The organism is Dyadobacter sp. 32 (assembly GCF_902506755.1).
Taxonomy (GTDB): domain Bacteria; phylum Bacteroidota; class Bacteroidia; order Cytophagales; family Spirosomataceae; genus Dyadobacter.
Genome location: NZ_LR735258.1, coordinates 1,610,785 through 1,633,942, shown reverse-complemented (window position 1 = coordinate 1,633,942; position 23,158 = coordinate 1,610,785). Strand labels below are relative to the sequence as shown.

At 46.5% G+C, this 23,158-nt stretch carries 16 protein-coding genes; 9 read left to right on the top strand and 7 right to left on the bottom strand.

Features of this window, described 5'->3' with window-relative positions:
- Nucleotides 1-135 precede the first annotated feature (135 nt).
- The gene (locus tag DYADSP32_RS06560; RefSeq protein ID WP_414618154.1) at nucleotides 136-489 is read right to left on the bottom strand and encodes a tyrosine-type recombinase/integrase; all 354 of its coding nucleotides are present in this window, start codon (nucleotides 487-489) and stop codon (nucleotides 136-138) included.
- A gap of 103 nt (nucleotides 490-592) precedes the next feature.
- Here DYADSP32_RS06560 and ligD point away from each other — a divergent pair, with 103 nt between their 5' ends.
- Entirely contained in the window at nucleotides 593-3,289 is a 2,697-nt protein-coding gene (gene ligD / locus DYADSP32_RS06555; RefSeq protein WP_149243469.1) for a DNA ligase D, read from the top strand.
- Nucleotides 3,290-3,520: 231 nt separating this feature from the next.
- The gene (locus DYADSP32_RS06550) at nucleotides 3,521-4,084 is read left to right on the top strand and encodes a sigma-70 family RNA polymerase sigma factor (protein ID WP_149243470.1); all 564 of its coding nucleotides are present in this window, start codon (nucleotides 3,521-3,523) and stop codon (nucleotides 4,082-4,084) included.
- A 48-nt stretch (nucleotides 4,085-4,132) separates the two neighbouring features.
- Here the strand turns inward: DYADSP32_RS06550 and DYADSP32_RS06545 are convergent, their stop codons facing one another.
- Nucleotides 4,133-4,318 carry a hypothetical protein gene (locus DYADSP32_RS06545; RefSeq protein WP_149243471.1) on the bottom strand — a complete coding sequence of 62 codons (186 nt, stop codon included), beginning with the start codon at nucleotides 4,316-4,318 and terminating at the stop codon, nucleotides 4,133-4,135.
- Between the two features lie 198 nt (nucleotides 4,319-4,516).
- Between DYADSP32_RS06545 and DYADSP32_RS06540 the strand changes: the two genes are divergently transcribed.
- The 6 genes from DYADSP32_RS06540 to DYADSP32_RS06515 all read left to right on the top strand — a co-directional run bounded on the left by DYADSP32_RS06540 (nucleotide 4,517) and on the right by DYADSP32_RS06515 (nucleotide 16,936).
- Nucleotides 4,517-5,506: a FecR domain-containing protein gene (locus DYADSP32_RS06540; protein WP_149243472.1), complete on the top strand. Its 990-nt coding sequence runs from the start codon at nucleotides 4,517-4,519 to the stop codon at nucleotides 5,504-5,506.
- Between the two features lie 196 nt (nucleotides 5,507-5,702).
- Nucleotides 5,703-8,999 (top strand): SusC/RagA family TonB-linked outer membrane protein, encoded by a 3,297-nt coding sequence (locus DYADSP32_RS06535; protein ID WP_149243473.1) that lies wholly within the window; start codon nucleotides 5,703-5,705, stop codon nucleotides 8,997-8,999.
- 21 nt (nucleotides 9,000-9,020) lie between these two features.
- On the top strand, nucleotides 9,021-10,874 hold the full coding sequence (locus tag DYADSP32_RS06530) for a RagB/SusD family nutrient uptake outer membrane protein (protein ID WP_149243474.1): 1,854 nt from the start codon (nucleotides 9,021-9,023) through the stop codon (nucleotides 10,872-10,874).
- 147 nt (nucleotides 10,875-11,021) lie between these two features.
- Nucleotides 11,022-13,025 (top strand): NPCBM/NEW2 domain-containing protein, encoded by a 2,004-nt coding sequence (locus DYADSP32_RS06525; RefSeq protein ID WP_149243475.1) that lies wholly within the window; start codon nucleotides 11,022-11,024, stop codon nucleotides 13,023-13,025.
- 43 nt (nucleotides 13,026-13,068) lie between these two features.
- Nucleotides 13,069-14,622 (top strand): hypothetical protein, encoded by a 1,554-nt coding sequence (locus tag DYADSP32_RS06520; RefSeq protein WP_149243476.1) that lies wholly within the window; start codon nucleotides 13,069-13,071, stop codon nucleotides 14,620-14,622.
- Between the two features lie 31 nt (nucleotides 14,623-14,653).
- Nucleotides 14,654-16,936, top strand: coding sequence for an alpha-L-rhamnosidase C-terminal domain-containing protein (locus tag DYADSP32_RS06515; protein ID WP_414617572.1), 2,283 nt, complete (start codon nucleotides 14,654-14,656; stop codon nucleotides 16,934-16,936).
- 30 nt (nucleotides 16,937-16,966) lie between these two features.
- Here the strand turns inward: DYADSP32_RS06515 and DYADSP32_RS06510 are convergent, their stop codons facing one another.
- On the bottom strand, nucleotides 16,967-17,329 hold the full coding sequence (locus tag DYADSP32_RS06510) for a DoxX family protein (RefSeq protein WP_149243477.1): 363 nt from the start codon (nucleotides 17,327-17,329) through the stop codon (nucleotides 16,967-16,969).
- Nucleotides 17,330-17,436: 107 nt separating this feature from the next.
- On the opposite strand from DYADSP32_RS06510, the gene DYADSP32_RS06505 reads away from it, so the two are divergent.
- A complete protein-coding gene (locus DYADSP32_RS06505) occupies nucleotides 17,437-17,808 on the top strand; it encodes a winged helix-turn-helix transcriptional regulator (protein ID WP_414617571.1) in 372 nt (123 codons plus the stop codon).
- A gap of 165 nt (nucleotides 17,809-17,973) precedes the next feature.
- On the opposite strand, the gene DYADSP32_RS06500 is transcribed toward DYADSP32_RS06505, so the two are convergent.
- The 4 genes from DYADSP32_RS06500 to DYADSP32_RS06485 form a co-directional block, all read right to left on the bottom strand.
- Complete coding sequence (locus DYADSP32_RS06500; protein WP_149243478.1) at nucleotides 17,974-18,465, bottom strand: ankyrin repeat domain-containing protein; 492 nt, start codon at nucleotides 18,463-18,465, stop codon at nucleotides 17,974-17,976.
- Nucleotides 18,466-18,594: 129 nt separating this feature from the next.
- A complete protein-coding gene (locus DYADSP32_RS06495) occupies nucleotides 18,595-19,566 on the bottom strand; it encodes a nucleoside hydrolase (RefSeq protein WP_149243479.1) in 972 nt (323 codons plus the stop codon).
- 4 nt (nucleotides 19,567-19,570) lie between these two features.
- Complete coding sequence (locus DYADSP32_RS06490) at nucleotides 19,571-20,347, bottom strand: 3-hydroxybutyrate dehydrogenase (RefSeq protein WP_149243480.1); 777 nt, start codon at nucleotides 20,345-20,347, stop codon at nucleotides 19,571-19,573.
- A 2-nt stretch (nucleotides 20,348-20,349) separates the two neighbouring features.
- Entirely contained in the window at nucleotides 20,350-22,848 is a 2,499-nt protein-coding gene (locus DYADSP32_RS06485; protein WP_149243481.1) for a PAS domain-containing sensor histidine kinase, read from the bottom strand.
- Nucleotides 22,849-23,158: the final 310 nt, after the last annotated feature.

Below are 23,158 nucleotides of genomic sequence, written 5' to 3'. Positions count from 1 at the left end.
TAATACTTCCCCTAAGACGAAATTTCCTGAGTTTTGCTTAAATTTTCAATAAATGTTAATTTTTGTTAGCTCACACGCTTTAAACCTACCCATATTAGGTCGTCGCATGTGTACGATAAATCTAACCACTCTGCCTCAAATCTGCAAGTCGTCAAATGGACTAACGATTTGGTCGAAGCCTTTGGTGGTCATATGGGTGTAAATTTCCGTTGTTTTGGAGCTTTCATGGCCCAAGAGCATTTGTATGTATCGCAAATCGGTTCCTTTTTCCAATAAATGGGTGGCAAACGAGTGTCTTAAGGTGTGTACGCTCACTTTTTTTGTAGTACAGGCTTTTTTACAGGCTTCTGCAAAAAAAGCTTTTATACTACGTACTGAATATTGTCCCCCCTCTATTCCTTCAAACAAATATTCGTGGGGGTGATAGGTTTTTACGTAATTCCTTAATATCGCTAACGTCTTGGGTGATAGCAGGGTGTACCTGTTCAACAAATCCGGCTCCCTTAACTCTCAAACTTCCCAACTCCTCGCCACCGCACAGTCCTGGCACACACTTTGCTCATTGTGATCTTTAGCCTAAAACACGTTGACCATGAGCATTGTTAAGTACAAACAGAAGAGATCGTTCAATAAAACACCGGAGCCTGAGGGTGGGGAGTCCGACGGAACTGTGCATCGCTTTGTGATCCAGAAGCATGCCGCATCACGCCTGCATTACGATTTCCGGCTCGAAATGGAGGGGGTGCTCAAAAGCTGGGCCGTGCCCAAAGGCCCTTCCCTCGATCCTGCGGTGAAGCGATTGGCCGTGATGGTGGAAGACCATCCCTATGACTACCGCACATTTGAAGGCATCATTCCCAAGGGGGAATATGGGGGTGGTACTGTGATGGTGTGGGACGAGGGAACCTACGAGCCGGCCGAAGGTGCGCAGCATGATAAAGCGGCCAATGATAAAAATCTCCGTCACCAGCTTCATGCCGGCAAGGTCAAATTTGTACTCAAGGGAACGAAACTGAAAGGCCTTTTTGCCCTCGTAAAAGCGCATGGCAGAGAGGAGAATGCATGGCTGCTCATGAAGCTCGAAGATCAATATACTTCTGAAAAGGACATTTTGCAAAGCGACAAATCCGCTGTGTCCGGTAAAACTTTGGAAGAACTTACTGCTACGAGTGACGCCATTTATGGCCAAAAGAGTAAGACCGCCAACCAAACCAAAAAAAGCAAGAAACCTTTGACGAAGAAAGCCTTGGAGAAAACCGCCGACAAGCAGATGGATCCGGCTCCAGACACCGTGACCGATGTGCCAGCACTTTTGAAGAAAGCCCCAAAATGTAAGTTCGATCTGACGCTGAAACCCATGCTGGCTACCCTGGTGGATGCGCCTTTTGATGATACAGGATGGCGCTATGAGATAAAATGGGACGGATACCGGGCCCTTGCGTTCCTGAACAAGGGGGTTACAGAGCTCAAATCCAGAAACAGCAAATCGTTCAATGATCAATTTTATCCGGTTTATGATGCCTTAAAGCGCTGGGGGATCAACGCCATCGTCGACGGCGAGATTGTGGTGGTCGATGACAAGGGGATTTCTCGGTTCAACCTGCTGCAAAACTGGCGAAGTGAGGCGGATGGCGAACTCTTGTTCTATGTATTTGATGTACTCTGGCTGGATGGCAAGGATCTTACAGGTCTTACCCAACAGGCCCGAAACGCGATATTGCAGACACTAATCCCGAAAGAAAGCAACATAAGAAGCGGATTCAGCGTAGAAGCAAGTGGCACTGACTTTTTTGGGGTGGCAAAAGAGATGGGGCTGGAGGGAATTATTGCCAAAAGGTCTGATAGCCTCTACCGGCCTGGTGAGCGTTCAAAAGACTGGCTAAAAATAAAGGTACAAAAGCGACAAGAGGTGGTAATAGCCGGTTACACGCGCAACGAAGGAACGGCCAAACAGTTCAGTTCCCTTCTGCTTGGCGCTTACCGCGCGGGCAAGCTGCAGTACGTAGGCAAGGTAGGAACCGGATTCACCGACAGGCAGCAGAAGGAAATGCTTGCCCGGTTTGAGCCGTTGACGATAAAAAAAACGCCTTTTGAGGAACTGCCGGATTATAATAAACCGTCCAGGTTCCGGCCCAATCCACCCCTCGCATCTGCCACCTGGCTTAAGCCGGAGCTGGTCTGTGAGATCAGTTTTGCTGAGATCACAGATGACGGTGTGTTCAGGCACCCGTCGTTTGTAGGGATGCGGGAAGATAAGAATGCCAAAGAGGTGGTGCTGGAAAGCGCCGCGGATGCAGAAACAATTGTGAATGTGCAGGACGAAAGTATAAAACAGCAGATCATTATGCCTACCTTGAAAATCGCCGGAGGCACGCTTCTCAATCCTACTGAGAAAACGCAGGTAAAACAGGTAAACGGCCATGAGCTGAAATTTACCAATCTGGACAAAATATTCTGGCCGGAGGAAAAGATATCCAAGCGTGATCTGGTCAATTACTATTACCAGATGGCCTCCTATATGCTGCCCTATCTGAAAGACCGGCCGCAGTCGCTGAACCGTCATCCCAATGGCATTACCGGCAAGAGTTTTTACCAGAAGGATGTTACCGGAAAAGTGCCTGACTGGATGAAAACCTATCTTTATCACGCCGATGGGGATGAGCAGGATAAGCATTTTCTGGTGGGTGACGATGAAGCAACACTCTTGTTTATGGCCAATCAGGGGGTCATTGAAATGAACCCATGGAACAGTACGGTTTTGAAACCCGATCATCCGACCTGGTGTATCATTGACCTGGATCCCGGCAAAAATACTTTTGAACAGGTCATAGAGGCAGCCCGGGTGACCAAGGAAGTGCTGGACAATATGGAGGTTCCTTCTTTTCCCAAAACCAGCGGATCCACTGGCCTGCACATTTACATCCCACTGGGCAGCAAGTATACCTATGAGCAGTCCAGAGAATTTGCACGGGTGATCGTGACGCTGGTGCACGAACAGATCCCGGAGTTTACCAGCCTGGAAAGGGCGGTTGCCAGCAGAAAAGGCAAGATGTATCTCGACTTTTTGCAAAACCGATCACAGGCAACCATTGCCGCTCCATACGCCGTACGTCCGAAACCGGGAGCAACCGTATCCATGCCTCTGGAATGGGATGAGGTAAAGCCTGGCTTGAAAATGAAGGATTTTACCATTTTCAATGCGCTGGAAAGGGTAAAAGAAAAAGGGGACCTGTTCAGTCCCATACTGGGCGAAGGTATTGATCTTGAAAAAATAACCGGGAGATTTTAAAGGGTGAAAGAGTGAAATATTGGTCTGGATGTGAGGATGGTAAGTATATAGGTAGCGGGATGTATCATGATCTGATATTGGGAAAGGGTGAAATTGAAACAAACGGTTCCGAATTTCCAACTCCGGATTTAGGGTAAGTTTTCGTGTTTTTCAAAAATCTATTAGGTTATTTATGATTATTTCAATACTTTGTTGAATAAAATTGAATATTATTATGCCCTTTTCTGAAACATGGAGTTAGTAGACGAAATTTTGCTGCTCAGTCGGATTCGTGAAGGGGACAGGCGCGCCTTTGATGAATTGTACAGAAGGTATTGGAAGCAAGTTTACAACGCAGCTTACAAAAGACTTCAGAGTTACGACCATGCCAAGGACATAGCCCAGGATGTCTTTACGCAGCTATGGGTTTATCTCAATGCATCAACAGGCGCGATAGACAATTTGCCGGCATACCTCTACACGGCAGTCAGAAATAACGTTTTGAAATCGATTGAAAAAGAGAAGAAGTTTATCAGTGTACCGGATGTGCTTTTTACTCTGGAGAATTTAAGGGATCATGCCGATGCCGATATGTTGTACAGTGAACTCGAACGTTCGTACAGAGCGGTGCTGGAGAAAATGCCACAGCAGCAACGGACCATTTTCCAGATGCGTTACCAGGACGAACTGTCCAGTGATGCCATCGCACAGGAGTTGAAAATATCACCCAAAACCGTCCGTAACCAGTTGGGTAAAGCTTTGATCAAACTCAAGACCAATCTGTTCTTCACCCTGGTGTGGTGGCTGTTCAACTAATTGAGGCCCGGCCAGAGGTTGAATTGCGGCCGCCGCGCGGTTGAATTGTTAACAACCGTCCCTTTCCTCCTTCATCCTGCCTCCCAAACCAACCCCTGACAATTTCCTGCCCACCCCTGACCTTCCTCCCAAACCAACCCCTGCCAATCCCATCCCTTCGTCCCTTTCCTCCCTTCCTCCTGCCTCCCAAACCACCCCCTGCCAATCCCCTGACCCAATTCTCCAAGTTTGCATTTTTTTGAGAAAATTTATTTTTATCTAAACACCTGAAAAAGAATCTATTACTATTTCCTGAAATAGTAGAGAAAAATAAATATTCAATTCGCGTGGGCGCTTTTCTGATTTTCAGAACATGTAGTTTATAAAGTTGATTTAATTGACTGGCATTGTTGCAATCGTTTAGGAGCCAATAAGTTTTGAGCTGAGCATTTTATGGAAGATCTAAGTAAGGAGGCGTTTTTAGAAATCTTGCGCAGGTATCGTTCAGGCACGGCCTCTGATGAGGAGATCGCGCTGGTGCATAGCTATTATGAGGCCTTTGAGTTTCAACCCGATATTCTTGATACCTTCACCGAGAACGAAAGAAATGAAATAGAGGCGGAGGTCAGGGAGGGACTTGACATACAGCTTCGTTTTCAGGATCAGATTGCAAAAAAGAGAATGAGTAGAAAAATACTGATTCGCTGGTCTGTGGCGGCGTCTGTAGCGGCACTCGTTTTATCCGCTTTTTTTCTGTTTAAAACAGCTGTTCAGCAGCAATCGGTTAGTAGCACGGATACAACTAGGGCAGTAACCAGAAAAAATAACCTGGTACAATTGCCCGATGGCAGTACGGTTATTCTCAGTGCAGATAGTAAAATAGACTATCCGACTTCATTCGAAAAGGAAAGTAAACGTGTGGTGTACCTCACGGGGCAGGCCTACTTTGATATCCAGTCCAATCCGGATAAACCTTTTGTAGTACACACTGGAAACCTGGTAACCACCGTGTTGGGAACGGCATTCAATATCAAGGCCTTGCCGGGTGAAAAAAGTATAACGGTTACCGTTACCCGTGGTAAGGTTCAGGTTGCCAATCAGAAGCGAATATTCAGTGTTTTGCTGCCTCAGCAGCAGATGGTATATGATATTCCCAAGGACGAAGCGGTAAGAGAGGTAGTGGATGCAGCAAAGGTTGTGGAATGGAAAGAGGACGATCTGTACTTTGACGACATAACGGTTTCTACCGCATCGGCCATTCTCTCCGAAAGGTTTCAGGTTGAAATAGAGATCAATGATGAGCAGCTTAAAAATCAGCGATTCACGACCACATTTGGCAAGGATGAAAATCTGGAAAGTATCCTGACCAGTATAACAACATTTTCAAATGCCACTTACAAGGTTAGCAGTGACAAAAAACACATTGTTTTATCGCCAAAATAATTGTTGGCAGACATTACTTATAAACCCTCCTTTTTCACTTAACTCTTTACAACGTTATGAAGCAGAATACACAGATAAACCCTGAAATGAAAATGAATATCTCAATTAAATCAGACAGATGAAAGCAACTTTACAGCCCCAAAATATACCCGCCTCAATAGGTGGGGCTATTTCAAGAAGCAAATTATTTCAATTTATGAATCGCTCCCTGATTGTTTCGCTTATCATTGTAGCAACCGGCAGCTGGCTTGGAGCCACCGGCCTAAACGGACAAAACCTTGAAACCGCCGAAGTGAAAATCGAGCTGAGAGGAGAATCGCTGGTGAGTGCATTTCGCAAGATTGAGAAACAAACGGCCTTTCGGTTTATGTACAGAAAACAGGATGTGAATTACATACAGAACCTGCACCTGGCAGAAACCCGGATGACGGTGGATAAACTGCTCCGGAATATTTTGAATCCCAACGGGCTCACCTACAAACTGGTAGATAACCGCATTTTGATTTCAGCAGCACCAGCGAAACCCGTTCTGAAATCGGCAGAGATCAGGCCTGAAATCCAGAAGGAACTGATTCAAACGATCAAAGGAAAGGTGGCGGATGTGAAAGGGGAAGCGTTGATCGGTGTCAGCATCGTGGTGAAAGGAACTACCAATGGGACCACTACGGATATTGACGGAAACTTTTCACTTACCACTCCCGACAACAGTGCCATTTTAATTGTAAGTTTTGTCGGGTTCGAGTCGCAGGAAATAGTGGCGGGCAACCAAAGCATCATCAATATTGTGCTGAAACCAGACCTGAAGCAGCTGGAGGAAATTGTAGTAGTTGGCTATGGTGAAATTAAAAAAACGGATCTGACGGGTGCGGTAGCCTCCATTCAGACGCGGGACATCACCAGAGCCAATCCGGTGATGGCCTCCAAAGCGATTCAGGGACAGGTGGCAGGTGCAACGGTTACTAAATCTAGTAACAAGCCCGGTGCTCCCTACAACATTACCATTCGTGGAGAAAACACGATCAATAATTCTACTGAACCGCTTATCGTTATTGACGGGCTGATGGGAGGTAATCTCAACAACCTCAATCCCAATGATATCCAGTCCATGGACGTTTTGAAGGATGCCTCCTCCACGGCGATTTACGGAGCAAGGGGTGCAAACGGGGTGATCATTGTGACTACCAAAAAGGGCCTTTCGGGGAAACCAAGGGTTAGCTACGACGCTTACGTGGGTTACAAGGTGCCTGCACACCTTCCCAAATTGATGAACGCACAGGAGTTTTACAAAACCACTTATACGGACAGAGTTCTGGAAGGCGCCGTTGGTGCTACATTTACTACTGCTGAAATGAACATGATTAATTCCGGCCAGTCAACCGACTGGGTGGATCTGATCACGGATCCCGCCCTGCAGACTAGCCATAATGTGAGTGTTTCCGGTGGCAATGACAAAACAACGTATCGTTTCTCCGGAGGCTTTCTGAACGAAGATGGTAACGTGCTGTACACGGGATACAAAAGGTATAATCTCAATGCCGGGCTTGATAGTAAACTAGGTGAGCACTTTAAAGTGGGCTTCACATCCTATCTGACGTACAGCAACCAGAATGTGGGCTCTCAGGAATCCTTGCGTGGCGCATATCGTGCGCGTCCAACCGGGGTGCCGTATTTTGCCGACCTTGCCAATCCGTCTGAAAACCAGGATATCAATGTCGATGGTACGGCGATCTGGATGGGGATCAATGACAAGCAGGTGCCCAATCCGCTGGCCGATGTGGATCCCGCCAACTCTAAATTGCTTACGACCACAATCAACGTAATGGGCAATGCCTACGTGGAATATATTCCATTAAAAGGATTGAGCATTCGATCATCCCTTTCTGCCTCTTACGGAATGGATAGGATAGGAGATTACCGGGGCACCTGGTCTAAGTCACAGATAGGCAACAAGCCCAGAGCTCAGGTCGATAACCGCGCCGTTGGAAATTATACGCTGGATAACATCATCAGCTACAACGGTGACTTTGGGAAACATAAATTTGGTATTACTGCGCTGCAAAGTACGTATTACCAGCGTAATGAAGCATACATGACGGCGGTGAACAACCTTCCTTACAACTCGGACTGGTATGCCTTGAACACAGGTACGGTAACCGGTTACAATAGTTCACTGGTGGAGCGTTCGTTGCTTTCATTTATGGGAAGGGTGAATTATTCGTACGCCGACAAATATTTACTCACTTTAACGGGTCGCTCAGATGGCGCTTCGCAACTTGCAGAGGGTAACAAATGGGCCTTTTTTCCGTCGGTTGCTTTGGCATGGAGATTGGGAGACGAAGCTTTCATCAGTGATTTGAATGTATTTTCCAACCTGAAACTGCGCATGAGTTACGGCCAGGTAGGGAACTCTACGGTGAGCCCATACAGCACGCAGGCGGGTCTGCTGAATACCGGATATGATTTTGACGGAACAGCCGCATTCGGCTTTGCACCTTCCAACCTGGCCAACAAAAGCCTTAAGTGGGAGCGAAGCGGAGAGTATAATGTGGGTCTGGATTTCGGTTTTTTCAAAAACCGCATCGCTGCATCGCTGGAATTATATAACAGAAAAACAGTGGATCTGATCCTGAATCAGAAGATCCCGACCATCAATGGATTTGCGCAGCAGGTCGCCAACGTTGGACAAATTGAAAACAAGGGCATTGAGCTGACGCTGAACACCGTGAATGTTGCGAAGGGGCCATTTGGCTGGAATAGCACGTTTACCTTCACCAGAAACAGAAATAAATTACTCCAATTATATGGTGATGGGCAACAGGTCGACAAAGGCAATAAGCTATTCGTAGGGAAGCCTATCCGATCCAATTTTGACTTCGAGTTTGACGGAATCTGGCAGACTGCCGATAAGGATCTGGCAGCGAAATATAAGCAGGTGCCGGGATCTGTGCGTGTTGTGGATCAGAACAACGACGGTATAATATCATCTACGGATGCCATCGATGACCGTGTGGTTCTGGGTTCGACCCTTCCCAACTGGATACTCGGTGTTACCAACCGTTTCAATTACAAGAGTTTCGATTTTTCTTTCTTTGTGTATTACAGAAATGGTGTGCAGTACAACAACAGTACACTTTCAGGAACCTTTGGAGAAATAGGAGGTACGCGTTACAACAAGCTGGCTTCATTGGATTACTGGAGAAGCGACAACCCGTCCAATACCTATTTTGGTGTGGCCGCGGCCAATCCTTACCGGAGCGCGATCAATTACCAGGATGCTAGCTTTCTCCGCATCTCGGATATAACTCTTGGGTATTCGCTACCGTCCAATCTGATCACCAAGTTCAAGATGGTGAACGCACGGTTCTATGCCCAGGTGACCAACCCGTTCGTATTCAGCAAGTTTACCGGGTTTGATCCGGAATTCAACTCCGCAATTTACCAGGATGATGTGCCGTCTATGGCGTACACAGTAGGCGTAAACATCAGTTTTTAACCTTATTTAATGTAAAGTATAATGAACATATTTAGACAAATCCGCCCCATTGCGCTTGCTGCCTCCTTTATTGGCATGATAGCCTCCGGATGTAGTGAAGATTTCCTCATCGAAAAGCCGGTGACCACGTTAACTACAGATGTGTATTACAAAACGGAAGCTGGTTTTGAAGACCTGGTGCGTTCATGTTATTCATTGCTTCGTAACATTCATCAGAACCGGAATCTGGTGTTGAATGGCACAGATATTTTTTCTTCCGCATCAGGCTGGTCGTCTCCGCTTATTACGGTAGCACCTTCATTTGATATCTATGATGCCGGCTTCAATGCCAGCTCTGTGGGTGAGCTACAGAGTCTCTGGCAATTGTTGTATGCCGAGATCGGACGAACCAATACAGCCATCGATCGCTCCGCTGACATCACCACGATGGCCCCTGCGTTGAAAGACGCCCGGGTATCAGAGGCCAAATTTCTGAGGTCACTGTGCTATTTCTATCTTGTGCAGCAGTGGGGCGACGTACCCATGCCTTTGAAAGAAGCAACCAATGGCAGCAAAGAGGCTATTCGTGTGGCATCCGCTGATGTTTACAAGCAAATAATCAGTGACCTACTGGATTGTGAAGCAAAATTGCCGGTAACGGCAACCAATTACGGTCGTATCACCAAAGGTGCAGCCCAGTTTTTACTTTCCCGTGTTTATCTCACCAGAGGCTGGAACTTCAAAGGGGCTCTGGGTGGGACTTCTGCCGATTTTGATCAGGCGCTTATTTATGCTGACAAAATCATTGAGGCATACCCCTTGGCTGCTTCCTATAATGCCTTATTTCCCATACGTAATGAAAACCCATTGAAGCAGTATACGGGCGCACAGAATGATAAAAATGCCGAAATTATATTTGCCGTGCAGTACAACGCCGATGTGCTGACCAACAAAACGGATCCAGCTTTTGCGGTGGATGCGGCGGGCGGTAATAATCTGCATTCTGTTTTTGGTGGAAACGGGGGAGGGTATGCCGGATCAAAAGGAAGGACAACCGATTACAACCGCCAACAACCGTTCCATGTTACTACCCCAGCCATGTATCGCTTGTTTGATCCTCAAAATGACAGTCGTTACGATCATAATTTTGTGGATGCCGGATATGCGCTGGCAGCTGTGAAAGACTTCAAACCTATTCCGGCAAACGCCAATCTGAAAATCAATCTGGCAGTAGGCGATACAGTCGTTTATTTCCCGCCATGGAATACGCCCGCCACATCGTTGAATGAAAAAGGAGTGGACGTGGGTGGCAAGAAAAATTACGCCGTTATGAATGTTTCCGAGTACGGAGGCGCCTACTTTACGGGATCGGGATTTGGTGCAGGCGACCATCCGATGATGTGGAAGTTCTGGCAGCCCGGACTTGCTTACGGAGATGCTTTTGGAACCTTCAATACCGCTGTTTTCCGGTCGGCAGAAGCCTATCTCATTGCGGCCGAAGCCATTGTTAAGGGAGCCAAAAATGGCAAGTTGGGCACAGCGGATGTCTATTACAACAAAGTGCTTGACCGCGCTCTGGGTGCTAAAAAAGCAGTGGATCCAAAATGTGCGGCAAACCCTGGTGATGTGACTTCCCTGGCTGCCGTGTCGTATCGGGCAACACCTGCTAACATTACAATTGACCTTATTCTCGACGAACGTGCCCGCGAACTGATGGGTGAATACACGCGCTGGTATGATCTGAAAAGAACGGGTAAACTTGTAGAGCGTATTAAGAAATACAATCCATGGTCATCGAAAGGAAATCAGATAACCGAGAAACATAACCTTAGACCCATTCCTCAAAGTGAAATTGACCTGTCTTTTCCGGCAATGAAGCAAAATGAGGGCTATTAAAATCCATTGATCCGTTAATTTATTTTTACCACGGGTGATCCGGAGTTTTTCAGGATTTTAACCAAGACCTTTTCCTGGTTAAAATCCTGCTCCCTGAATGCCGTGGTGAATTTTTTAGGAAACTACCTTCCTCTATTCTTAAACAAAATGCCCAAATACCTGGTCCTCCTCTTTTTTTTAATTTCAACGAAGGTTTTTTCACAAAAAACACATCAGGTTTGGCTGGATGATCTTATCATTCAGACTTTTTCAGAAGGCATAAGACCGGTGAAGGCAAAAGCCAACTACGTGGATGATTCTATGCGCATCGCCGGGGTTCATTACAAACGTGGGATTGGAGCACAGTCGGTCAGTGTTCTTTCTTTTTATCTGACCAAAAATGCATCCCGGTTTTCGGCGGTGGTTGGTGCTGATGATCAGGGGAATCGGGAGATACCCGTTAAATTTTACGTTCTTGGCGATGGCAAAATGCTTTTTGAAAGCAAGGAAATGCGCATTGGGGACGCCGGGCAGAAGGTGGATGTTGATCTTGAGGGAATCGACAGGCTCGGACTTTTGATCACCGATCCTATTGGTGGATCCAATAACAAAAGAACTTATGCCAACTGGGCAAACGCGCAACTCACCATGCGGTCAGATAGCCTGCCAGGACATATTCCAAATGATGGCGAGCGGTACATCCTCACACCCGCGTCATCCCCGTTGCCCAAGATAAATTCTGCCGGAATTTTTGGAGCTACCCCCGGCAATCCATTCCTTTACACCATTGCTGCCACTGGCACACGGCCCATGTCTTTTTCGGCGGAGAATCTGCCAAAGGGTCTTTTTTTGGATAAAAAAACGGGAATTATTACAGGGAAGGTCAATCAGAGAGGGAGCTTTGTAACGACACTCAGGGCAATGAATGCCCTTGGTGAGGCAAAAAAGCGTTTAAAGATCGTGATTGGAGACACAATCGCATTAACCCCGCCGATTGGCTGGAATGGCTGGAATTCATGGGAGACACATATTGACAGGGAAAAAGTCATAGCATCGGCCGACGCCATGGTGCGGATGGGGCTTAGGAATCATGGCTGGACCTACGTAAACATCGACGACGCCTGGCAAGGGGTTCGGAGTGGTCCTATGAATGCCTTACAACCAAATGAAAAATTTCCCGATTTTAAAGGAATGGTCGACTACATTCATTGGTTGGGATTAAAAGCCGGGCTATATTCTACACCCTACATATCAAGTTATGGGGGCTACGTTGGCGGTTCATCCGATTTTGAAAAAGGCGGTGAAACGCATGAATCCATTATGGTCAACAGGAGGGCTTTTAACCGTATAGCCAAATACCGGTTTGAAACGAACGATGCCCGACAAATGGCCGCTTGGGGAATCGATTTCCTGAAATACGACTGGCGTATCGATGTGAATTCCACTGAACGCATGTCCACCGCTCTGAAGGAATCAGGCCGGGATGTGGTTTTGAGCTTATCCAATTCGGCACCGTTCGCTCATGTTGAGGATTGGATGCGCCTTTCTCAAATGTTCCGCACCGGGCCCGATATCCGCGATAGCTGGTCGAGCCTTTATCAGCTGGCCTTCACGCTGGATAAATGGGCTCCTTATTCTGGTCCCGGCCATTGGCTCGATCCGGATATGATGATCGTCGGGAATGTGGCCACAGGCCCGGTTCTCCATCCGACCCGCCTCACGCCCGATGAGCAATATAGCCATGTCAGCCTTTTTAGTTTGCTATCTGCGCCACTTTTGGTAGGGTGTCCGATCGAGCAGCTAGACCCTTTTACACTGAACCTGCTCACCAACGATGAGGTGATTGAAATCAATCAGGATCCACTGGGTAAAGCGGCGAGGCTCGTTAAAGAGGAAAACGGAGTTCAGATTTGGCTTAAAAGCCTGGAAGACGGATCCTATGCTGTGGGATTGTTCAACACCGCCGGCTACGGCACTACACCAGGATCTTACTTCCGATGGGGTAACGAGCCAGCCAGGCAATTTAATTTTGAATTTGCAAAAATTGGTTTGAAAGGAAAGTTTAGCGTTCGTGATGTATGGAGGCAAAAGGATCTGAGCGCGCATGAAACCAGTATCGAAACAAGTATTCGTCATCATGGCGTTACGATGTTCCGTTTGAGCCCGAATTAATAGTCGGTTGGGTTATTATGTTTTAATAGTAAATGCTATCAAAATGAGGATTGGATTACTTCTTCTTGTTGGTTTTTTAATGCCTGTTTTATGGTGCAGTGCCGAGGCGGTTCCGAAAGAAGATCAAGTTTCAAAAAGGTATACCTACGAGTCGCTGTCGGCATACCAGAAAAAGTTGCTGAATGATTTTATTGAAGACGAGCTGCCTGCGGGAAAGAAAATCTCCGAAATGCTTACGGACAGCATCAGTATCCGGAATATGACCCGTATGGCACAAGCACTCATGTTCAGGAATGCCGCGGGAGATACAGAAAATGCATTGAAAATCATCAGGTGGATTCTCCAATTTCAGCATCAGGATGTCAGCAGCCGCAATTATGGTGTATGGAGAACCCATGTGGTCGGAGACCGCTTCGATCAGAACTGGCGGGAATTTGTTGGCTGTGATCTGATCATTATTTATCGTTTTTACAAAAACAGGCTTCCGGCGGATTTGCTGGCTGATATGGAAAAGGGACTAACCCATGCGGCGTTAGGTGCCATGAAAAGAAATGTAGGGGCCGATTATACCAATATTTCCATCATGAGCGCATTTCTGATGGATTTTGTCGGGAATGAATTTAAAAGGCCTGAGCTGGTTGCAGCTGGATTGAGAAAAGCCAATGAAATTGCTACACTTTACAACCGTCACAATACTTTTAGTGAATACAATTCCCCGACCTACTACGGTGTCACACTCATCGCCATCGCACTCTGGCGGGAGTTGGGAAGCTCGTCGGAATTGAGGGACATGGGTAGTGCCTTTGAACGGGAATTCTGGAAGGAGATCGTGACTTTTTACAATCCTGATCTCAAAAACATGCCCGCACCTTATTTCAGAGGTTACGGTATGGATATGCAAAAGTATTACGCCATTACAGGTTTATGGATCGCCGTGGCTGTGAACGACAAGGCACTTGCACCCATTCCTTTTGGACAGGGACCGAAATTTGGAGAGATCAGCAACATAGCAGCGATTTATCATCTGGGCCTGGAAATTCCGAAAGCAGGTCTTGCTCAATTAACCAGGTTCACTTCGCCGCGTTATCTCGAGCGGGCTGTACCCAATACCTATCCGGGTGACACTTTGAAACAAGTAACCACAATGATCTACAAAGACTGGATGATGGGCGGGGTGTGGGGCAATCGGAAACCCTGGAATCAGGTCAAAACAGGTGCTATGCATTGGAAAAATGGCGCGAATGATGTGGGCTGGTTACTGGTGCCGGGTGACGGTAATACCAATGTGATCGTTTCCAGGTCTGATATGAAGGTCTATCTGGCCAACAAAGAGGCGAAGCAGGTTCATCTTTTTGTCTATACCAAGGATATCACTGCCACATTGCTGGCAGGTCAAATGTGGATGCTGCCCGGAATGGCCCTGAAAGTGAGTACACCTTTGAAAAGAGTAAAAACAGAGACCGTTGATGCGAAAGTGTTTCGTGAGCAACAGGCCGTTTCGGATATTTTACCCTCGGTGGTTGGAATAACCTTTGAGGTTCCGGTAGGGTGGGATACTTCCCGGGCTTTACTGGAAATTGTGCCGGTGAAAAAATGAGAATTCGGGTTCTCATTGAGCATTTTGATAAATGATGTACAAAAGACTGCCCTTGTTATTCTGGTTACTGCTTGCAGCATTCTGCGGACGTAGCCAGCAAATTACCGCTCCGCATCACCTCAGAACCGATCTCTTACTACATAGCCAACTGGTGAGGCAAAGTGGATTCATTGAGGAAGTCGGTCTGGTTAATGCTGTATTGCATGGAGGTAAATACCAATTTCCCGAAATTGTGTCTCCCCATCCGGCGTTTAGTTGGGAGGTTGATACGCTGGTTAAAAGGGTGGCTGCTTACCGAGTTTTGGTGGCGTCATCGGAGGAACTGTTGCGTAAAAATAAAGCCGATGTATGGGACTCAAAAAAAACACCATCCAGTCCGAAAGAAGTCCGCTACACCGGCAAATCACTCTTGGCCGGAAGGATATATCATTGGAAAGTTCAGATCTGGGACGAGAAGGGACGGCGATCCCCTTTTTCTGAACCCGTTCCCATTGCTACTGCTGCGCAAAGACCCGGAGAGCCATTCTCCCATTATCCTCTCGCCGCCGAAATAGAGCCCGCCGTAGTTATTCACAAAACCGAAGAGCATAAGTATTTTCTTGACTTTGGGAAGGATGCCCTGGCACAACTTACGCTTCATTTAACAAGTCAAACGAACGACACCATTTGGGTGGAAGCGGGAGAGCTTACCGATGCACCTTTCTCCATACATAAAAATCCGGGTCGTAATATTAGGTATATCAGGATACCTTTGTATCTGAAGCCGGGAACTCATGATTACCGGATCAGCTGGCCCGAAAACGCAAAAAGGAATAGCCGTAATCCAATCCTGATGCCGGCCTATATAGGAGAGGTATATCCTTTCAGATATGTGACATTACATCATTACAAGGGACCAGTTGATAAAAACACAGTCGTTCGTAAGGTGGTGTTTTACCCGTTCGATGCACTTGCGTCGTCCTTTACGTCCAGCGATACGACTTTAAATCAGGTGTGGGATCTTTGTAAATACTCAATCAAAGCCACCAGTTTTACGGGGTATTATGTCGATGGTGACCGGGAAAGAATCCCTTATGAGGCTGATGCACTGATCAATCAGCTGTCGCACTATGCCGTGGATGGTGAATACAGTATGGCAAGACGTACCATGAATTACCTGCTTTTTCACCCAACATGGCCCACGGAGTGGAGCTTGCAAAATGTGCTCATCGCCTGGAATGATTACATGTATACGGGCAATGTGGGGCTACTCCGTGCTTATTACCCCGAATTGCAAAAGAAGATGCTGACCGCACTGGCCGGAACCAACGGCCTGATCAGTACCCGGACCGGGAAACAAACGGATGATTTTTTGGCGTCTGTTCATATGAATAAAAATTTCGATGGAAAACGAGGGCTCCACGACAACGTGGACTGGCCACAGACCGGAGAATACATTGGAAGTGAAAAGGAGTACAAAGGTGAAACCGATGGGTTCGTTTACAACAACTACAACGCCGTAGTGAATGCCTATTACTACAGGAATCTGGTTCTGATGCAGAAAATAGCGCTGGTACTGAATAAACCTGAGGATGCATCAAATTACGCACGGATGGCTCGACGAGTATACAACGCATATCAGCAGATATTCAGGGATCCCACGAGCGGTCTTATCAAAGATGGCGACAGCACACTACATACTTCTCTCCATGCCAACATGTTTGCCGTCACTTTTGGGTTGGTTGCCGAAACGGATCGTAAAAAAGTGGTGGATTTTATTAAAAGCCGAAAAATGGCCTGCAGTGTATACGGAGCCCAATTTCTGCTGGATGCTTTGTATGAATCAGGAGAGGGGCAATGTGCGCTGGATCTGTTAACGGCGCATACGCAGCGCAGTTGGTATAATATGATCAGAAGCGGGTCCACCATAACGATGGAAGCCTGGGATAAGGTTTACAAACAGAATCTGGATCTGAACCATGCCTGGGGAGCTGCACCCGCTAATCTTATTGTGAGGCAATTAGGAGGTATACAGCCACTAACGCCCGGTTTTGATCATTTTCAGATCAAGCCGCAGTGGGGAAACCTTGCAAATGCCCGCATCACAACCCCAACTGTAAAAGGTCCGGTTTCGGTCAGTTTTGATCGAAAGCCCGGTTTTTACAGTATGGAGGTTATTGTCCCGGGCAATACGACTGCGGATGTATATATTCCCGGGGCCACAGGTTCGGCAAAGTTGCTTGTTAATGGCAAGGCGCTGGTAGCAGAGAGGTCAGGTGATTTTTTTGTTTTGAAAAAAGTCACTTCCGGAAAACATACCGTTGTTGTTCATTGATTTTTTAAAGGCTCGCATAAGCTTTTGTGACTAAACAAACGTGGTTTTGCTTCCTAAGAAAATAGAACGGTCTCTCAAAAAGGCTGCTATCCAGATGAGTGCCATCGGAAGTACTGCGTTGAAAGGCGTGCCATGTGAAAGCTCGGTCGCCAGTGCGCCTGCAAAGTAGCAGCAAAGCAGAATAAAGCCAATTTTCATCGTTTTGGGATAAAGAAACAGTGCTGTAAAGCCGATCTCCATAAGTCCGAGAATAGTCAGGTATTCGCCAACACCCACTTTGGTCAAACCATCGACCAGCTCCTTACTACCTGTTAGTTTCATCATGCCACTCATCACCACCATCAAGGCAGCAATTACGGTAACGGCAATGGTAATCATTTTCTTTGCTTTCATTTTTTGCTTGTGATATATGTTTGAATGCTGCAAAACTATGTACATTTGCTAATAAAAAGTTAGTAGTAATAGATAGGTTAGTAGTAACCTTTTAGTAAGTTATTTGTATGGAAGTCATAGAGGAAATGTTGTCAAAACCTCATAACGCACAACAGTGCAAAGCACGGCTTAATGCCGTCGGAGATGCCATTTACGTGATAGGAGGGAAGTGGAAGCTCCGGATTATCATCGCCTTGTCTGAAGGGAACCGTCGATTTAACGAACTTCAGCGTGTTATAGGTGGGATATCGGCGCGCGTGTTATCCAACGAGTTGAAAGATTTGGAAATCAATGGATTTGTAAAAAGGAATGTCTATCCCAATACCCCGGTCATCGTGGAATACGAGCTTACTGAATACAGTCAAACTTTAGATCACGTATTGCAGGCACTGGCGGATTGGGGAGCCATGCACCGGGAGAAGATTAAGTCTATGAGTTAGGAGATAAGGGTTTGCTGTTTATTGGCGCATATCAAAACCTTTGAACTACGGAATAGCTCAGAAACGAACAATGAGAAGACAAATCTCATCAGAATAACCTCAGGGCATTTTGCGCGTGCAGATGACACACGGCAGCTTTTTTCGCTGGCTTTTAAGCCAGTAAATCTAGCTGGCATTCTCCGGTAAGCCGTCGATCAATGCGATGGCTTCTTCGTTGCCTTGCTGTGCGGCCAGATCGGCTGCCGAATAGCCCCGGGTGTCCAGGATTGACCTGTCGGCACCCGCATCCAGCAACTTTTTCACCATGTTATTTCTTCCAAACATAGCCGCAAACATGAGTGCTGTGCCGCCGTTTCCATGCTGTAAATCCAGATCAGCTCCATGATGAATCAGTAGCTCCGCAATATCCGGATAGCCTTTGAAAGAAGCGCCCATCAAAGCCGTGTTTCCGCCATAATCCTGGGCATTTACATCCGCATTGGCCTCAAGTAAAAGCTTGGCAGCCTCAAACTGATTATTGTAACATGCGATGATCAATGGGGTGTAGCCTTTCTGGTCTCTTGCATTTACATCGGTTTTTCGTAAAATAAGCTCTTTCAATACCTCAATGTTTCCCACACGGGCTGCATGAATGATCACCTGATCCAAATTCTCCATAGTAACGAGGTTTTTTTGTTTATGGAGAGGAGTTACAAAAGTGGTGCCAGAGGAAGTTTGGGATTAACTGTTGGATTTATCGTCTTTCCCTGGGCGCTGGTGGCTGTAGTTATTAGAGTAAAACACGGGTTAAAAACCGGCCATCAGTTCATCAATACGATTTTGAACGATAGGCAACGGCACAGCGAACCTGACATATCCGTGCTTAAAACGGGAGGCAAAAGGTTGCCATTCGTTACGTCCATCCATCGTTACTTTGCAATAACCATTGCGTTCTACCGCAAGGTACTTTCCAGGCGCTTCTACTGCTTCCAGAATAGCAACCTGATCCCAGCTGGCCCTTCCTTTGAAGCCATTGTAATGCAGGTATGCCTGATACACGGGACTTGACGGTTTGTTCCGGGTCTTAAATGATTCCCCGCCTGTGATGATCACATTGCCCGCCTCCCAACCTGAGAAGGTAACCGGTAAGGTCCATTTCGCCAGACAGTCGACTGTCGAAAGCGGGTCAGGTCTGTAAAAGTTGGCTTCCTTCCCACTGGGAAACTGTCCACCCATACAGGACCAGGATTTAACCTTTTTTGCGATCAGTTCCAGTCCATATAGCGGGCTTATTGAATCTGGTAAGGAGTTGATCAAGCGGCTCAGGCTTGTCAGGTGTCCTATCGTAATGATCACCACACTTTTATCCGAAGCATTGGCCAGCAGTTGGCGATACACGGCAGTACTGGTTTTGGCTTCTGCGTTGGAAGCAAGGTGGTGTGGAAACTGTTCTGCAATTTGTCGGGTATATTTCGAAAATACTTTCGGTGAATCGCGTTGACTTACTCCAATAGGAAGATCAGGTCGCCCAAAATAGGTATTGATTGCCTCGGTACATGGTGCGCTGTATTTTTCGTCACTGGTAACAATGACGCCCAAAATTTTCAGCATCCCCCTTTTTTCGTATGCGTGCAACATCGCCAATGCGCCAACATCGTCTACGTCCGAATCCATATCGGTGTCCAGGATGACTGACAAAGGTGCTGTTACGTCATTTTTTTGCGAAAAAACCGGTGTCAAAAGGCAAGATAGCAGGAACGACAATATTACTGTTTTCATAAATCTATTGGGCTGTGTAACCTCCGTCTATCACAACGGCCTGGCCTGTAATGCCACCGGCTTTGTCACTAGCCAGAAAAAGTACGTAATCCGTGATTTCTTGTACGGTTAAAAGTCTTTTTTGCGGGACCAATGGAAAAATAACCTGTTCCAGCACACTGTTCACGGGTATATTCCTGGTTTCTGCAAGCGCTGAAAGCTGATTCCTGACCAAGGGAGTATCCACATAACCAGGGCAAACCGCATTGACGGTTATTCCAAATTCAGCGCCTTCCAGTGCAGCAGCTTTGGTGAGTCCGATCACCCCGTGTTTGGCGCTATTGTAGGCCGCCTTGCCAGCAAAGCCCACCAGTCCATTGATTGAAGCCATGTTGATAATTCTCCCGTATTTCTGTTTTTTCATTGCGGGAAATACCCTTTTGGTGGCGATAAAGGGAGCGGTGAGCATCACTTTTATAAGTAATTCAAATTGCTCGGTTGGGAAATCTTCCAAAGGCGAGATGTATTGTAAGCCGGCGTTATTGATCAGCACGTCTATCCGTCCCCATTTTTCGATCAGGGCGTCAATGGTGCCTGTAACTTCTTTTTCGCTGGTGACATCGCATCGTACTCCGGTAATATCCATTCCCGATTTTCTGTATAAATCGGCAACTGCCATAACCTTTTCTTCGTTTGAATCGCTGATGAATACACGGGCGCCTTCTCTGGAAAATCCCTCACCAATAGCCAGCCCGATTCCACTTCCTGCGCCGGTGATGAACACTATCTTTTTGGAATCCATAATTAATACACAGTTGTTTTGGATATTGTTGAGCTGGTTTTAGCGGGTATATATATGTCGAAGGCGGCTCCGTTACCAATATTTCCGGTGGCCGTAATCACGCCATCATGATTATCTACAATCTTTTTTACGATAGCCAGCCCAATGCCGGTTCCTTCAAAATTCGTCCGGCTGTGGAGCCGTTGAAACAGCCCGAAGATCTTCTCAGCATACTGTGACTCAAACCCGATTCCGTTATCAGTGACTGTAATGTGGCAGTAGATACCATCGGCTGTCAGTCGCCCCGGGAGAAGGTTTGCTCCCAGGTCAATTTTGCTGCTAATCCGAATATGCGGTGTATGGTCGGGGCGGATAAACTTTAAAGAGTTGCTGATCAAATTGTAGAGAAGCTGCCGAAACTGAAATGGAATAATAGCAACCGTGCTCAGCTCACCCGCTTCAATCAGGGCTCCCTTCTGATTGATTTCCTCCTGTAAGTCAGATAACACATCTTTTAATACATCTCTCAAATCTGCTTCTTCGTATTTTCTTTCAGCTGTATTGGTCCGGGAATAGGCCAATAAGTCATCGATCAGAATTTGCATTCTTGCGGCTGCGTTCTGCATCCGTTGGAAATAATCTTTTCCGTAATCCGACAGGTTATTATATTCCTTGTCGAGAATGCGCGAAGCGAAGGTTTGTATTTTACGCAAAGGCTCCTGCAGGTCATGGCTCGAAATATAGGCGAAGGATTCAAGTTCCTTGTTCATTTTGCTGAGCTCTTCGTTTTTCCGCTGAAGCTCGGCTGCATTTTTGAGTAACAGGTCATTTGCTTCTTTTTTTTCTGTCAGATCATGGGTAAATTTCGAAAAGCCGATCACATCATGGTTTGCGTTGTGGACGGCTGTAATAACCACACTGGCCCAGAAGTGTGTGCCATCTTTCCTCACCCGCCAGCCTTCCTGCACCGCTCGTCCCGTCCGCGTAGCCGTATCCAATAACTTCCAAGGTAGATTTACCGCTTTGTCCTCTGGGGTGTAAAAGACAGAGAAGTTCTGTCCTATGATTTCAGAAGCATGATATCCTTTGATCTTTTCTGCTCCATTGTTCCAATTTTCTATAATTCCTTCACGGCTGAGATATAGTATGGCGTAATCCTGGACTTCTTCTACCATTAAGTGGTATCGTTCTTCGCTTTTTTTTAGGGTTTCATTGAGTGCAATAAGTTCGGTGGTTCGCGCATTCACCTGGGTTTCGAGGTAGTTTGCAAAGTTTTTTTGTTCCTGAATGTCCGTACTGGTACCTACCCAGAGGCGAATATTGCCGTTGCCGTCTTTCTGAGGAACGGCCCGGCTAAGGTACCAGCGATAAGTACCCGACCGATTGCGGAATCTGTGTTCAAAATGAAAATCTGTTCCTTCACGAACCGAATTGTACCAAGCTCTTATGTTTTCTTTCAGGTCGTCGGAGTGAACGAACTTCTCCCATGGGTCTGGAAATAGCTCATCCTCTGTCAGGCCGGTATATTCGCAGAGCGAGTCATTGAAATATTTTACGTTCCCGCGTTCGTCAGAGGTCCATATATGTTGGGGCATCGAATCAGCCAGTAGCCTGAAGGTCTGTTCTCTTTCTTCCAGCTGTCGCTGGTAATTTTTCGCGGTAGTGATGTCACGCACGGTGCCGATCATGTTAACCGGCATCCCGTTTTCGTCAAAAAAAACTTTACCCTTTCCTTCTATCCAGTGGGTTGATCCATCGTTCCAGATTATCCTGGCTTCATAGGCGAGGACACCGGTAGACAGTGCCAATTCAAATGCTTTGTTCCTGATAGGCAGATCGTCAGGGTGGAGATGCCGGAGGATTTGCGGATGCGTGAGCACCGTTCCTTTAGGATATCCAAGCAATACGGGATATCTTTCGGAATAGGTGGCTCTTTGGGTATTTAAATCCAGCTCCCATACAGCCAGTTCACTGGCATCCATGGTTACGTTCAGTTTTTGCTGATTTTCTTCGAGCTTCTTCCTGGTTGCTACTTTTTCAGTTGTCTCGGCGCAGGTCACCAAAACGCCGTGTATTTTTCCCCATTCGTCATGAATGGGGCTGTAACTGAAAGTCCAGTAAACCTCCTCAATTTTCCCATTACGAAATATGGGTATAAGCTGATCATCTCTGAATATGGACTCACCCTCGTTGAGTACTACGTCTATGAGTGGCTTAATAGTATCCCAGATTTCTTTCCAGGCGTCTTCTGCCCGCATTCCCAGTATGGAAGGGTGCTTCCCGGATTGTCCCAGGCTTTTTCTATAAGCGTCGTTGTAAAAGCAGAGTAACTCCGGTCCCCACCATAAGAACATCGGAAATTGCGAATGAAGAATAATCTGGAGTGTAGCTCGAAGACTTTGGGGCCAGGATTCCGGAGGTCCTAAATCTGTTTGAGCCCAATCTTTTTTTCGGATCAGTTCACCCATTTCACCACCTCCTGAAAGAAAATGTGAGTTGTAATCAGGGCGTTGGAATGACATTGAAATTTTTCTTTTTAAGGTTGAACCTGAATAACAAAATTTTTTCTTTCCGCCTTTTGCGTAACCATTTTGATGGTATCATGAATTTGCCCTCTCCAACTGTGAATACTCTCCGGGCTTTTGATGAATAATTTAAAACACTTTCATGAATTCGGTTTATCACTTCGGGAGGCATTGACGCGGAGAAAGATGGGTAATGGGTTCATTATGAGGTTTGTTTTGATCTAAAATAAGCATTCCATCGATATACAATGTTGCGTTTTACGGGGAAAGGCAGTTCTTTCGGCTTTTCTCTGTAAAATGTACAGTC